At 71.8% G+C, this 12,783-nt stretch carries 14 protein-coding genes; 2 read left to right on the top strand and 12 right to left on the bottom strand.

Features of this window, described 5'->3' with window-relative positions:
- Window position 1: 1 nt before the first annotated feature.
- The 6 genes from ACIBA9_RS27235 to ACIBA9_RS27210 form a co-directional block, all read right to left on the bottom strand.
- On the bottom strand, window positions 2-400 hold the full coding sequence (locus tag ACIBA9_RS27235) for an OB-fold nucleic acid binding domain-containing protein (RefSeq protein ID WP_399366945.1): 399 nt from the start codon (window positions 398-400) through the stop codon (window positions 2-4).
- An 80-nt stretch (window positions 401-480) separates the two neighbouring features.
- Window positions 481-1,191, bottom strand: a complete 711-nt coding sequence (locus ACIBA9_RS27230; RefSeq protein ID WP_399366943.1) for a response regulator — start codon at window positions 1,189-1,191, stop codon at window positions 481-483.
- Window positions 1,185-3,761 (bottom strand): ATP-binding protein, encoded by a 2,577-nt coding sequence (locus ACIBA9_RS27225; protein WP_399366941.1) that lies wholly within the window; start codon window positions 3,759-3,761, stop codon window positions 1,185-1,187. Before ACIBA9_RS27225 ends, ACIBA9_RS27230 begins: the two co-directional genes overlap by 7 nt.
- A gap of 240 nt (window positions 3,762-4,001) precedes the next feature.
- A complete protein-coding gene (locus tag ACIBA9_RS27220) occupies window positions 4,002-4,775 on the bottom strand; it encodes a DUF3710 domain-containing protein (RefSeq protein ID WP_399366940.1) in 774 nt (257 codons plus the stop codon).
- Window position 4,776: 1 nt separating this feature from the next.
- The gene (gene dut, locus ACIBA9_RS27215) at window positions 4,777-5,328 is read right to left on the bottom strand and encodes a dUTP diphosphatase (RefSeq protein ID WP_399366938.1); all 552 of its coding nucleotides are present in this window, start codon (window positions 5,326-5,328) and stop codon (window positions 4,777-4,779) included.
- Entirely contained in the window at window positions 5,325-5,909 is a 585-nt protein-coding gene (locus tag ACIBA9_RS27210) for a PaaI family thioesterase (RefSeq protein ID WP_399366937.1), read from the bottom strand. The genes dut and ACIBA9_RS27210 overlap by 4 nt, the downstream gene beginning before the upstream one ends.
- A gap of 58 nt (window positions 5,910-5,967) precedes the next feature.
- Here ACIBA9_RS27210 and ACIBA9_RS27205 point away from each other — a divergent pair, with 58 nt between their 5' ends.
- Window positions 5,968-6,441, top strand: a complete 474-nt coding sequence (locus ACIBA9_RS27205) for a DUF3093 domain-containing protein (RefSeq protein ID WP_399366936.1) — start codon at window positions 5,968-5,970, stop codon at window positions 6,439-6,441.
- Window positions 6,442-6,503: 62 nt separating this feature from the next.
- Here the strand turns inward: ACIBA9_RS27205 and ACIBA9_RS27200 are convergent, their stop codons facing one another.
- The 4 genes from ACIBA9_RS27200 to ACIBA9_RS27185 all read right to left on the bottom strand — a co-directional run bounded on the left by ACIBA9_RS27200 (window position 6,504) and on the right by ACIBA9_RS27185 (window position 10,028).
- Window positions 6,504-7,418, bottom strand: a complete 915-nt coding sequence (locus ACIBA9_RS27200) for a hypothetical protein (RefSeq protein ID WP_399366935.1) — start codon at window positions 7,416-7,418, stop codon at window positions 6,504-6,506.
- A gap of 13 nt (window positions 7,419-7,431) precedes the next feature.
- On the bottom strand, window positions 7,432-7,728 hold the full coding sequence (locus ACIBA9_RS27195) for a DUF4193 domain-containing protein (RefSeq protein WP_005481602.1): 297 nt from the start codon (window positions 7,726-7,728) through the stop codon (window positions 7,432-7,434).
- A gap of 394 nt (window positions 7,729-8,122) precedes the next feature.
- On the bottom strand, window positions 8,123-9,370 hold the full coding sequence (locus tag ACIBA9_RS27190) for a sensor histidine kinase (protein ID WP_399366934.1): 1,248 nt from the start codon (window positions 9,368-9,370) through the stop codon (window positions 8,123-8,125).
- A gap of 4 nt (window positions 9,371-9,374) precedes the next feature.
- Window positions 9,375-10,028: a response regulator transcription factor gene (locus tag ACIBA9_RS27185; protein ID WP_003993508.1), complete on the bottom strand. Its 654-nt coding sequence runs from the start codon at window positions 10,026-10,028 to the stop codon at window positions 9,375-9,377.
- Between the two features lie 414 nt (window positions 10,029-10,442).
- Here ACIBA9_RS27185 and ACIBA9_RS27180 point away from each other — a divergent pair, with 414 nt between their 5' ends.
- Window positions 10,443-10,616: a hypothetical protein gene (locus tag ACIBA9_RS27180; protein WP_173456694.1), complete on the top strand. Its 174-nt coding sequence runs from the start codon at window positions 10,443-10,445 to the stop codon at window positions 10,614-10,616.
- 110 nt (window positions 10,617-10,726) lie between these two features.
- Here the strand turns inward: ACIBA9_RS27180 and ACIBA9_RS27175 are convergent, their stop codons facing one another.
- Together ACIBA9_RS27175 and ACIBA9_RS27170 are read right to left on the bottom strand one after the other, a co-directional pair.
- A complete protein-coding gene (locus tag ACIBA9_RS27175) occupies window positions 10,727-11,542 on the bottom strand; it encodes an inositol monophosphatase family protein (protein WP_399366932.1) in 816 nt (271 codons plus the stop codon).
- An 8-nt stretch (window positions 11,543-11,550) separates the two neighbouring features.
- Complete coding sequence (locus ACIBA9_RS27170) at window positions 11,551-12,678, bottom strand: ferrochelatase (RefSeq protein WP_399366930.1); 1,128 nt, start codon at window positions 12,676-12,678, stop codon at window positions 11,551-11,553.
- Between the last annotated feature and the right edge of the window lie 105 nt (window positions 12,679-12,783).

The raw sequence follows: 12,783 nt of genomic DNA, 5'->3' as shown, positions 1-12,783 counted from the left end.
GCTACTCCCGTCCAAGGGGTCGCAGTTCGTATTTCGGGTTGAACAGCACCCGGCGGCCCCGGCTCATCGAGATCCGGCCCGATGCGAGCAGCTTGCGCCCCGGTTCTATGCCCACGATGGAGCGCCTGCCGAGCCACACGACGTCCAGCGCGGCGGAGCCGTCGAACAGCTCGGCCTCCAGGGCCGGGACGCCCGCGCGCGGACGCAGGGTGACCGTGCGCAAGGTACCAGTTACGGTGACGATCTGCCGGTCCCGGCAGTCGCCGATCCTGGTACAGCCCGCCGTCTCGGCGTCCACGCGCAGCTCCTCGGACTCCAGGTCCTCCTGGGAGGAGGAGAGCCGGTCGAGCATGCGCCGGAACCGGCCGGCCGGCTTTTCCGATCGAGGAACAGCAGTCATACGTGAAGGGTACCGGGGAGGGGCGACAGCACTGTAAGCCAGCTCACGGCCCGGGCCGGCTCACTTCCGATCGGCCCGGCTCACTTCTCGAACCGGTATCCCATCCCCGGCTCGGTGATGAAGTGCCTGGGGTGGGAGGGGTCCGCCTCCAGCTTTCTGCGCAGCTGGGCCATGTACACCCGAAGGTAGTTGGTCTCGGTCCCGTACGACGGCCCCCACACCTCCTGCAACAACTGCTTCTGGCTGACCAGACGGCCGGTGTTGCGGACCAGCACCTCCAGCAGGTGCCACTCGGTGGGGGTCAGCCGGACGTCCTTGCCGGCGCGGCCGACCTTCTTGGCGGCGAGGTCGACGGTGAAGCCCTCGGTCTCGACGGTCGTCAGGTCGTCCTCGCCCGCGCCGACCGGTTCGGCCCGGCGCACGGCGGCCCGCAGCCGGGCCAGCAACTCGTCCATGCCGAAGGGCTTGGTGACGTAGTCGTCGGCGCCCGCGTCCAGCGCCTCGACCTTCTCGTCGGAGGAGTGCCGGGCCGACAGGACCAGGATGGGGACGCGGGTCCAGCCGCGCAGGCCGCGGATCACCTCGACGCCGTCCATGTCGGGCAGGCCCAGGTCGAGCACGACCACGTCGGGGTGGCGGGAGGCGGCCAGCTCCAGGGCGGTGCGGCCGTCGGGGGCCGCGTCGACGTCGTATCTGCGCGCCCTGAGGTTGATCACGAGGGCGCGCACGATCTGCGGCTCGTCGTCGACCACGAGCACCCTCGTGGGGGTTCCCCCATTCGGGCTCAGCATGAGGTCTGCCTTTCTGGTTCCGCTGGTTCCGCTGCTTCAGCTTCGGGCCGCCCGGGCGGGAGGGGCTCGGCGCCCGGGAGCGCCGCGCGGAGGCTGAGGACCATGGTGAGCCCCCCGCCCGGTGTGTCCTCGGCGTTGAGCGTGCCGCCCATGGCCTCGGCGAAGCCCCGGGCGACCGCCAGGCCGAGTCCGACCCCGGCACCGCGCGGAGCGTCACCGTATCGCTGGAAGGGTTCGAAGATGCGGTCCTTGGCCTCGTCGGGCACCCCCGGCCCGCGGTCGACGACGCGCACCTCGACCCGCTCGGCCATGGCGCTGGCGGAGACCAGGACGCGGTGCCCGCGCGGGCTGTACTTGACGGCGTTCTCGACCAGGTTGGCCACCGAGCGCTCCAGCAGCCCGGGGTCGACGGCGACCATCGGCAGGGTCTCGGGCACGTCCAGGTCGACGCTGTCCTCGGGCACGCCGCCGAGTGCCATCGGGACGACCTCGTCGACGTCGATCTCGCGGATGAGCGGGGTGACGGTGCCGGTCTGCAGGCGGGACATGTCGAGCAGGTTGCCCACGAGGTGGTCGAGGCGGTCGGCGCCCTCCTCGATGCCCTGGAGCAGCTCCGCCTGGTCCTCCTCGGACCAGGCGACGTCGTCGGAGCGCAGGGAGGTCACCGCGGCCTTGATCCCGGCGAGCGGGGTGCGCAGGTCGTGGCTGACGGCGGCGAGCAGGGCGGTGCGGATGCGGTTGCCCTCGGCGAGCGCTCGGGCCTGCTCGGCCTCTTCGCGCAGGCGCCGGCGGTCGAGGACGACGGCGGCCTGGGCGGCGAAGGCGGCGAGCACCCGGCGGTCCTCGGCTGGCAGCACCCGGCCGGTGAGCGCGAGGGCCATGTGGTCGCCGACGGGCATGTCGACGTCGGCGTCCTCCGGACGTTCGAGCGAGGGCCCGAACCCGGCGCGGCCGGCGCAGGTCCACGGGTCGACGTCGCTCGCCCGTTCCAGCAGGGCGGCCGATTCCATCGCGAAGGTCTCGCGGACCCGTTCCAGCAGGTCCTCCAGGCCGGTCTCGCCGCGCAGCACGTTGCCGGCGAGGAAGGAGAGGATCTCGGACTCGGCGCGCAGCCGGGCGGCCTGGTGGGTGCGCCGGGCGGCGAGGTCCACCACCGAGGCGACCGAGACGGCGACCCCGACGAAGATCGCGATGGCGACGATGTTCCTGGGGTCGGCGACGGTGAGCCGGTGCAGGGGCGGGGTGTAGAAGTAGTTCAGCAGCAGGGAACCGAAGGCGGCCGAGGCCAGGGCGGGCAGCAGGCCGCCGAGCAGGGCGGCGGCGACGGTGACGGCCAGGAACAGCAGCATGTCGTTGGCGAGGCCGAGGTCGACGGTGTTGAGGAGGACCGCGAAGACGGCGGGGCCGCCCAGGCCCACCGCCCAGCCGGAGATGATCCGGGTCCGCCCGAGCCGTCCGCCGCGGGCGACGGGCAGTCCGCGGCCCTTGGCGACCTCTTCGTGGGTGACGATGTGGACGTCGAGGTCGGGTCCTGACTCGCGGGCGACCGTGGCGCCGACGCCGGGCCCGAAGACGTACTGCCAGGCCTTGCGGCGCGAGGAGCCCAGCACTATCTGGGTGGCGTTGACGCCGCGTGCGAAGTCCAGCAGGGCGGCCGGTATGTCGTCGCCGACCACGTGGTGGAAGGTGCCGCCGAGGTCCTCGGCGAGGGTGCGCTGGACGGCCAGCTCCTTGGGCGAGGCCGCTGTCAGGCCGTCGCTGCGGGATATGTAGACGGCGAGGACCTCGCCGCCGGCGCCCTTCTCGGCGAGCCGGGCCGCGCGCCGGATGAGGGTGCGTCCCTCGGGACCGCCGGTCAGGCCGACGACGATCCGCTCGCGTGAGCCCCAGATCCGGGAGACGCGGTGTTCGCTGCGGTACTCGTTGAGGTAGGCGTCGACCCGGTCGGCCACCCACAGCAGCGCCAGCTCCCGCAGGGCCGTCAGGTTGCCGGGGCGGAAGTAGTTGGACAGGGCCGCGTCGACCTTGTCCGGCTGGTAGATGTTGCCGTGCGCCATGCGGCGGCGCAGGGCCTGCGGTGACATGTCGACCAGCTCGATCTGGTCGGCCCGCCGGACCACCTCGTCGGGCACGGTCTCGCGCTGGCGGACCCCGGTGATCGACTCCACGACGTCGCCGAGTGACTCCAGATGCTGGATGTTGACGGTGGAGATGACGTCGATGCCGGCGGCGAGGAGTTCGCGGACGTCCTGCCAGCGCTTGGCGTTGCGGGAGCCGGGGACGTTGGTGTGGGCGAGTTCGTCCACCAGGGCGACGGCGGGGGCGCGGCGCAGTACGGCGTCGACGTCCATCTCGCCGAAGGTGGCCCCCCGGTACTCCAGCTGCCGGCGCGGCACCTGTTCCAGGCCGTGCAGCATCACCTCGGTGCGGGGCCGGTCGTGGTGCTCGACGAACCCCACGACGCAGTCGGTGCCCCGTTCGGCACGGCGGTGCGCCTCGGAGAGCATCGCGTAGGTCTTGCCCACGCCCGGTGCCGCGCCGAGGTAGATCCGAAGCTTGCCTCGTGCCATGGCTCCATTGTCTTCCCGTGACTGCTGCCTACGCAGCGTCGACCTTACGGCCAACAATCACGGCAAACGGGACAGGGGGGTGGGCACCGGGCAACTTTGACGGATCCCTGACGAGGTCCCGGGTGGCCGGGCGCGGGGCGGGACGGCCGCGTCCAGCTGGTAGGAGGCAGACGTGGGCGGCGGCGCGGCATGCGGAAAGGGCCGCACCCCGAGGGGTACGGCCCTTGCGTTGTGCCGGTGTCAGCGGACCTCGGTGATCTCCGGTCCGCGCTGCAGCTGGCCCATGCCGCCGGAGAAGCGCGAGCCCTCCTCCTGCTGGACGCCCTCGGGAACCATCTGGGCGTCGTTGGGCAGCTTGAGCACGATGGGGTCGCGGGGCGCCATCGGGCCCTCGCCGCGGACCACGACCGTGTCGCGGAAGATCTGCTCCAGCAGGCCGGCGGCCTGCGGCTGCACCGCGCCCTGGCCGGAGATCACACCACGCAGGAACCAGCGCGGGCCGTCGACGCCGACGAACCGCACGACCTGGAAGCCGCCGGTGCCGTCCGGCAGCTGCACCGGCACCTGGGCCCGCAGCTCCCAGCCCAGCGGCCCCTCCACCTCGTCGACGATGCCACCCTGCTGGGTGATGCCGGCGGCGATCTCCTCACGCACCTCGCCCCAGATGCCCTCGCGCTTGGGCGCGGCGAAGGCCTGGAGCTGGACGGCGCTGTCGCGCAGGACGACGGTCGCGGCGACGATCGCGTCACCGGCCACCTCGACCCGCAGCTCCATGCCGTCCACGCCCGGGATGAACAGGCCGCCGAGGTCGACCCGGCCCTCGGCCGGGTCACGCACCTCGTCGCTGTCCCACGGCCCGTCGGGCCGGGGTCCGGGCTCCAGCCGGACGCGCTCGCTCTCGGCCGCGTCCACCGCGTCCATCTCGTCCGCCTCGGTGTCGACGTTGTCGACGACCTGCTCGGCCTCGCCGGCCGCATCCTCGGCGGCACCCTTCTTGTTGCGACGTCCGAACACGTCACTGTCCTTCCCGGTCGGATACGACCGAAGCGTATCGATTCCCACCCGTCGGGCCGCTCACGGCGGCCTGACCGCTTGTGCCGCTCTCGCCGCCCACCGCGGCATGGCCGCCGGTGGACCCGAAGCCCCCCTCGGCCCGCGCCGAGTCGGGAAGTTCCGCCACCTCCTGGAAGCGGACCCTCTCGACCTGCTGGACAACCAGTTGGGCAATCCGGTCGAAGCGCTCGAACCGCACGGACTCGCGCGGGTCGAGATTCACCACGATCACCTTGATCTCCCCACGGTACCCGGCGTCAACCGTCCCCGGGGCATTGACGAGGGCCACGCCGCAGCGGGCGGCGAGGCCGGAACGCGGGTGCACGAAGGCCGCGTACCCGTCCGGCAGGGCGATCGACACACCGGTGGGCAGCACGGCACGCTCGCCGGGCTTCAGCTCGCACGCCTCGGTGGTGCGCAGGTCGGCTCCGGCGTCGCCGGGGTGCTCGTACGCGGGCAGCGGTACGTCCGGGTCGACGCGCCGGATCAGCACGTTCAGGGGGGCTCGGCTCACGGGTTCACCTCGAAGGCGCGGGCGCGCCGGATCTGGTCCGGGTCGTTCATGGCCGCCTGGATCTCCGCCTCGCGGCCGTGGTCGATGAAGTGGTCGATCTTGACCTCGACGAAGAGGGCGTCGGCACGGACGGCGACGGGGCCGCCGGGGCCTCCGATGCGTCCGACGGCGGTGGAGTAGATCTTCCGCCCGGCCACGGCGGTGATCTCGGCCTCCAGATACAGGGTGGTGCCGACGGGCACGGGCCGCACGAAGTCGGTCTCCAGCCGGCCGGTGACGGCGATGGTGCGCAGCAGCCAGTTCAGCGAGCCGAGCGTCTCGTCCAGCGCCGTGGCCAGCACTCCGCCGTGCGCGAGGCCGGGGGCGCCCTGGTGGGCGGGGCGCACGGTGAACTCGGCGGTCAACGACACGCCCTCACCGGCCCGGGCCTCCAGGCGCAGCCCGTGCGGCTGCCCCGGACCACAACCGAAACAGCGTTCGTAGTGGGCGCCGAGGAGTTCGCCGGGCGCGGGCGCGTCGGGGTGCCGTACCGGGGGCACGGCGTCGGCGGGAGGCTGAAGAGCTGCGGAACTACCACTCACAGGCGCAGACCTTACCCGTGCGTCGGCGCGCCGCGGATCCCGTGCCAAGCTTGGCGTTATGCAGCTCTCCGCCACTCCCTACGAAGAACGCCTCACCGCCCCGCGTACGTGGTGGCTGATCAGTTTCCTCGTGGGTGTCTCGTTCGCCCTGATCCTGCTGCCCTTCGGCACGCTGCCGCTGCTCGGCGGCCTGGTGGGCGGTACGGCCGCCGCGGCGGTGGTGGCCAGCTCCTACGGCTCGCCGCGCATCCGTGTCGTGGGTGACTCCCTGATCGCGGGAGAGGCCAAGATCCCGGTGTCGGCACTGGGCGCCTCGGTGGTCATGGACGCGGAGGAGGCCCGCGCCTGGCGGACGTACAAGGCCGACACCCGCGCCTTCCTGCTGCTGAGGGCCTACATCCCGACGGCGCTGCGGGTGGAGGTCACCGACCCCGAGGACCCGACGCCGTACCTGTACCTGTCGACGCGCGAGCCGCAGAGGCTGGCCGCGGCGATCGAGGCGGCACGCGAGGCGAACGCCCAGGACGCCTGAACGCCCCCGGGCGCCCGGTTCCCTCGCGGGACGCCAGGGGCCAACCTCCCGGGACGGCGCACCTAGAGCTCGTCGGGCAGGTCGTCCATGCGCAGCGGTCGGGCCGGTTCCTCCAGCGGCGGCAGCTCGGACAGCTTGTCCCAGGGCACCTGGTGGCCGCGCAGGTCGTCGCGGATACGGCCCGCGAGTCTTCTGGTGTCCCGGCGGTTCATGACCGCCCCGACCGCGGCTCCGACCATGAACGGCGTCAGGTTGGGCAGGTTGCGGACCATCCGCTTCATGATCTGCTGGCGCAGCTGGCGTTTCATACGGCCCCCGAGGGCCGTGTCGTACGTCGACGGCTTCATCACGTCGATCCCGCGCTCCTGCGACCAGGAGGAGAGGTACGCGGTGCTGCGGGCCTTGACGCTCCCGGGCGGGCGTACGCCGTAGACCTCGTGGAGTTCGGCGATGAGTTTCAGCTCGATCGCGGCGACGCCGGTGATCTCGGCGGCCAGCTCGGTCGGCATGGCCGGGGGTACCGGCAGCATCGCCGCCGCTCCGACGCCGGCTCCGATCGTCGAGGTCCCGGCCGCCGCGCCCGCCACCAGTTTGTCGGCGAGCTCCTCGGGTCCCAGACCCGGGAACTGTCCGCGCAGGGTCGCGAGGTCGCGTACGGGGATACGCGGGGCGATCTCGATGATCCGGTCCGCGAGGTACGCCAGCCCCGCCCTGGCGCGGCTGCCGCCCTTACGGGCCCCTTCCCGGGCCATGTCCCGGGCTCTCTCGCGCATCACCGCCGCCCGTCGCCTGGCGACGGGTGCGGGATGACGCGTCGGCGCCGACGGGTCCGCCCCGGCGTCCGCCGGTTCGAGCGAGGCTCTCTCATCGATTGAGCCCCGCCCGTCGTCACGCGCGCCGTGCGGGCCGTCGGACGGCCCGTGGTCCGCTTTCCGCAGGGAAAAGCGGCGCTTCCGTGGAGGGGTCGAGCCAGACATGGCCGACCCGTCCTCAGTCGCAGTCGCGGCAGATCGGCTGACCGTTCTTCTCGCGGGCCAGCTGGCTGCGGTGGTGCACCAGGAAGCAGCTCATGCAGGTGAACTCGTCCTGCTGCTTGGGCAGTACTCGGACGGCCAGTTCCTCGTTCGAGAGGTCGGCGCCGGGAAGTTCCAGGCCCTCTGCGGCCTCGAACTCGTCGACGTCGACCGCCGAGGTGGACTTGTCGTTCCGCCGGGCCTTCAGCTCTTCAAGGCTGTCCGAGTCGACGTCATCGTCGGTCTTGCGTGGAGTGTCGTAATCGGTTGCCATAGTCGCTCTCCCCCTCTGGGTGTCTGCGGTGTCTCCAGCGCACGTAACGCGTGAGAGGCCGGACTTGTGCCCGACCTGAGGCGGAGATTTTGCCTCACATCAAGGTCTGTTACTCAATCGACACCCAACCCGACCTCTCAAGAGCGATCGGCTTGGATGGCGGTGAGGACCGTACACGGTTCGGATGGCGCACTCCAAAGGCGCCTCACCGTGTACTTCCCGTGATCAAGAGCCCCGAAAACCAGGACTTTCCCGGCTTTACACCCTCTGTCATGATCACGGAGGGTGTATGGCCGGAAATCCGCCCATGTGATCGATCACACAATGTGAACCCCGTCCGGCACCCTGGAAATTCCGCGTGAAGCGAAACTTCTCCGCGCGTGTCGGTCGTCGCTCACAGCGGCAGCGTGACCCGCATCACCAGGCCACCACCCTCGCGGGGCTCCGCCGCGATGTGCCCGCCGTGCGCCCGGGCCACGGACCGGGCGATGGACAGGCCGAGACCCACGCCCTTGTCGCTGCCCGTGCGCTCGGTACGGAGCCGCCGGAAGGGCTCGAAAAGATTGTCGATCTCGTACGCCGGCACCACCGGTCCCGTGTTCGAGACGGTGAGCACCGCGTGTCCGTGCCGGACCTCGGTGTCCACCTCGACCCAGCCGTCCTCGGCCACGTTGTAGCGCACGGCGTTCTGCACGAGGTTCAGGGCGATCCGCTCCAGCAGCACGCCGTTGCCCTGCACCACGGCGGGCTTGCGCTCCCCGCGGATCTTCACGCCCTTGGACTCGGCCTCGGCGTGCACCTGGTCGACGGCCTGCGTGGCGACCTCGGCCAGGTCGACGGGCCCCCGCTCGACGATCTGGTTGTCGCTGCGGGCCAGCAGCAGCAGACCCTCGACGAGCTGCTCGCTGCGCTCGTTGGTGGCCAGCAGCGTCTTGCCGAGCTGCTGCAGTTCCACCGGCGCGTCCGGGTCCGACAGGTGCACCTCCAGCAACGTGCGGTTGATCGCCAGGGGCGTGCGCAGCTCGTGGGAGGCGTTGCCGACGAAGCGCTGCTGGGCGGTGAAGGCCCGCTGGAGCCGCTCCAGCATGTCGTCGAAGGTGTCCGCCAGCTCCTTCAGCTCGTCGTCGGGGCCGTCCAGCTCGATCCGGCGGGACAGGTCGGAACCGGCCACCTGCCGCGCGGTGCGGGTGATCCGGCCGAGCGGGGACAGCACCCGGCCCGCCATCGCGTAACCGAACGCGAAGGCGATCACGGCGAGCCCCAGCAGGGCCAGCAGCGAACGGCTGAGCAGGTTGTCCAGGGCCGCCTGACGCTGCTGGTCCACGCAGTGCGCGATCGCGTCGTTGAAGTCCGACAACGACAGACGGGTGGTGTTGATCGCGGGGCAGTTGCCGCTGGAGACCTTCAGCTCCTGATAGCTGACGATCTTGAACAATGGCTGGTTGCCGGTGCTGATCGCCTGCGCGGCCAGCAGATAGATGATCGACAGCAGCAGGATGCCGGCGATCAGGAACATGCCGCCGTACAGCAGGGTCAGCCGTATGCGGATGGTCGGGCGCAGCCAAGGGGACGGGGGCTGGGGCCTTCGTGGGTCCCAGGTGGGCTTCGGTGGCGCCTGCGGGGGCGCGGGGGTGGCGGCCACGGGATCAGATCCGGTAGCCGGAGCCGGGGACCGTGACGATGACGGGCGGCTCGCCCAGCTTCCGGCGCAGGGTCATGACCGTCACCCGCACCACGTTGGTGAACGGGTCGGTGTTCTCGTCCCAGGCCTTCTCCAGCAGCTGCTCGGCGGAGACGACCGCGCCCTCGCTGCGCATGAGCACCTCGAGGACCGCGAACTCCTTGGGCGCGAGCTGGACCTCCTTGCCGTCACGGAAGACCTCGCGGCGATTGGGGTCGAGCTTGATGCCCGCCCGCTCCAGGACCGGGGGCAGCGGCACGCTCGTACGCCGGCCCAGGGCGCGCACGCGCGCGATCAGCTCGCTGAACGCGAACGGCTTGGGCAGGTAGTCGTCGGCGCCGATCTCCAGTCCCTCCACGCGGTCGCTGACGTCGCCGGAGGCGGTGAGCATGAGCACGCGGGTGGGCATGCCCAGCTCGACGATCTTGCGGCAGACGTCGTCGCCGTGCACGAGCGGGAGGTCGCGGTCGAGGACGACCACGTCGTAGTCGTTGACGCCGATGCGCTCCAGGGCGGCCGCACCGTCGTACACGACGTCGACGGCCATGGCCTCCCGGCGCAGTCCGGTGGCCACCGCATCGGCGAGCAGTTGCTCGTCCTCGACGACGAGTACGCGCACGCGCTTGTCCTTCCTGTGTCCACTCGCGTAGCAGGCTGTGCGCACACGCGGGCAGGGTGTTCGTGGGGTGTGAACCCCATCCTGCCCTTTTCGGCCGTAAGTCGGCTGTAAGACGGGGTGCGGGGCCGGAGGGACGGGGGTACGGGGGCGGGTGGCACGAGATTTTCTCCGCCGGTCGAGGTTTCCCGGGAGAGGAGCGGGGGGAGGACGGCTTTACACCCCGCGATCACGCTCTGCATGTGCCGCAGCACCATGCGGTACGACGCGCTCCGCTTCCGCAGAACGGGCGCGGGTGTCCGGCACCGTGGCCGCCCGGCACGGCAGCGCCGGGCACCTGCGAGAGCCGTGATCGCCCCTTCCCAACCGGCACACCCCCGTGCCACCTACCCACGACCCAGGACGAGGGGGCGCAGCATGGACGCTTTCACCGCAGGACTTCTGCAGCGCATAAAGGCGACCGAGTCCGACCTGTCGCGGGCTCGTGACGAGGGCGACGACTTCCTCGCCGAAGTGGAGCAGGCCGAGCTCGACGACCTGCGACGCCTCGCCGCCGAACACGGTGTGGAGGTCGGCGCGTCACGCGTCTGACCGGATCGAAAGCGCGAGAAGGGGCCCCGGCGAATCCAGCGCCGGGGCCCTCTCGCGTCCGCCCGCCCGCCGGGCGCCCTCTCGTGGATCCGCGCCGGCCCCGAGGGGGCTCAGTCGTGCCAGGCCCCGAGGTCCTCCAGCAGCTCCTGGAGCGGCTCGAAGACCCCGGGGACCGCGGCCACCGTCAGCTCCCGCGAGGGCCGCTCGCCGGGCCGTCCACCGGTCAGCGCGCCGGCCTCCCGGGCGATCAGGTCGCCCGCGGCGACGTCCCACGCGTTGAGCCCCCGCTCGTAGTACCCGTCCAGCCGACCGCAGGCCACGTCGCACAGGTCGATCGCGGCCGAGCCGCCGCGCCGGATGTCCCGGAACCGGGGGATGAGCCGGCCGGCCACCTCGGCCTGGTGGGCGCGGACCTCGGTGACGTAGTTGAAGCCGGTGGAGATCAGCGCCTGGTCCAGCGGGGGCGCGGGACGGCAGCCGAGCGCACGCTCGCCCTGCCAGGCGCCCGTGGCCCACGCGCCGCCGCCGCGCACGGCGTGGTACGTCTCGCCGCGCATCGGCGCCGCGACGACCCCGGCGACCGTCTCTCCGTCGTACTCGGCGGCGATGGAGACCGCCCAGGTCGGCAGGCCGTACAGGTAGTTGACGGTGCCGTCGAGGGGGTCGATCACCCAGCGCACGCCACTCGTGCCGGCCACGGAGGCGCCCTCCTCGCCCAGGAAGCCGTCGTCGGGACGCCGGGCGGAGATCAGGTCGGTGATCAGCTTCTCCGCCGCGATGTCCATCTCGGTGACCACGTCGATCGGGCTGGACTTGGTCTTCGTCACGGCCAGGTCGGCCGGGCGGCCGTCGCGCAGCAGTTCGCCGGCGTGGCGGGCGGCCTCACGGGCCAGGTCGAGCAGGTCGCGGTGCGCGGTGTCGGTCACGGGTCTCCTCACGCGTAGGGGCTGTCGGCCCCGGCGGCCGCCGGGCGGGGCGCGCGGGCCGGACAGCAGCCCGCCGGGCAGAGGTGGTGGCTGGGGCCCAGGGCGCCCAGGGCGCAGGGGGTGACCGTCTCCCCGCGCTCCACGGCCGAGCGCTCCAGGACCAGCTCGCGGACGGCCGCGGCGAACCGCGGGTCGGCGCCCACGGTGGCCGCGCGGCGCACCGGCAGTCCCAGTTCCGCGGCCCTGGTCGCGGCCTCGGTGTCGAGGTCGTAGAGCACTTCCATGTGGTCGGAGACGAAGCCGATGGGGGCCATGACGACGGCCGGGGCCCCGGCCGCGTGCCGCTCCTCCAGGTGGTCGCAGATGTCGGGTTCCAGCCAGGGGATGTGCGGGGCGCCCGAGCGGGACTGGTAGACGAGCTGCCAGGGGTGGTCGACGCCGGTGCGCTCGCGGACGGCGTCGGCGATGAGCCGGGCCACCTCCAGGTGCTGTGCCACGTAGGCGCCGCCGTCGCCGTGGGCCTCGGCCGGGCCGGAGGTGTCGGCGGCCGCGGTGGGGATGGAGTGGGTGGTGAAGGCGAGGTGGGCGCCGTCGCGGACGTCCTCGGGGAGGTCGGCCAGGGCGCGCAGCACGCCGTCGATCATCGGCTCGACGAAACCGGGGTGGTTGAAGTAGTGCCGGAGCTTGTCGACCCTCGGCGGCTCGAGGCCCTCGGCCTTAAGGGCGGCCAGCGCGTCGGCGAGGTTCTCGCGGTACTGGCGGCAGCCCGAGTAGGAGGCGTAGGCGCTGGTGGCGAGCACCAGGACGCGCCGGCGGCCGTCGGCGGCCAGCTCGCGCAGGGTGTCCGTCAGATACGGCGCCCAGTTGCGGTTGCCCCAGTGGACGGGCAGGTCGAGGCCGTGTTCGGCGAAGTCCTTGCGCAGGGCGTCCAGCAGGGCGCGGTTCTGCTCGTTGATGGGGCTGACCCCGCCGAACAGGAAGTAGTGCTGCCCGACTTCCTTCAGGCGTTCCTTGGGGATGCCGCGCCCGCGGGTGACGTTCTCCAGGAACGGGACCACGTCGTCCGGTCCTTCGGGGCCGCCGAAGGAGAGCAGGAGCAGGGCGTCGTACGGGGTGGCATCGAGCGCGTCTGGCATGTCTCGATCCTGCCACCCGGCACCGACAGCCGGGCAACCCCGGGGCGGAAGTCTCGTTCGAAATGATTTCGGCCGTTTTCTCCCGCTCGCGCACCGGACCTGAAT

Origin of the sequence: Streptomyces sp. NPDC051452 (genome assembly GCF_044454765.1) — a bacterium.
Taxonomy (GTDB): domain Bacteria; phylum Actinomycetota; class Actinomycetes; order Streptomycetales; family Streptomycetaceae; genus Streptomyces.
This window is presented reverse-complemented; position numbering and strand designations above follow the sequence as displayed.

What these genes read in the sequence shown, in the direction of transcription:
- ACIBA9_RS27170 (WP_399366930.1), bottom strand. Translation starts at nt 12,678, where the DNA reads ATGCCAGACGCGCTCGATGCCACCCCGTACGACGCCCTGCTCCTGCTC.
- ACIBA9_RS27200 (WP_399366935.1), bottom strand. Translation starts at nt 7,418, where the DNA reads ATGTCTGGCTCGACCCCTCCACGGAAGCGCCGCTTTTCCCTGCGGAAA.
- ACIBA9_RS27225 (WP_399366941.1), bottom strand. Translation starts at nt 3,761, where the DNA reads ATGGCACGAGGCAAGCTTCGGATCTACCTCGGCGCGGCACCGGGCGTG.
- ACIBA9_RS27195 (WP_005481602.1), bottom strand. Translation starts at nt 7,728, where the DNA reads ATGGCAACCGATTACGACACTCCACGCAAGACCGACGATGACGTCGAC.
- ACIBA9_RS27180 (WP_173456694.1), top strand. Translation starts at nt 10,443, where the DNA reads ATGGACGCTTTCACCGCAGGACTTCTGCAGCGCATAAAGGCGACCGAG.
- ACIBA9_RS27205 (WP_399366936.1), top strand. Translation starts at nt 5,968, where the DNA reads ATGCAGCTCTCCGCCACTCCCTACGAAGAACGCCTCACCGCCCCGCGT.
- ACIBA9_RS27235 (WP_399366945.1), bottom strand. Translation starts at nt 400, where the DNA reads ATGACTGCTGTTCCTCGATCGGAAAAGCCGGCCGGCCGGTTCCGGCGC.
- ACIBA9_RS27230 (WP_399366943.1), bottom strand. Translation starts at nt 1,191, where the DNA reads ATGCTGAGCCCGAATGGGGGAACCCCCACGAGGGTGCTCGTGGTCGAC.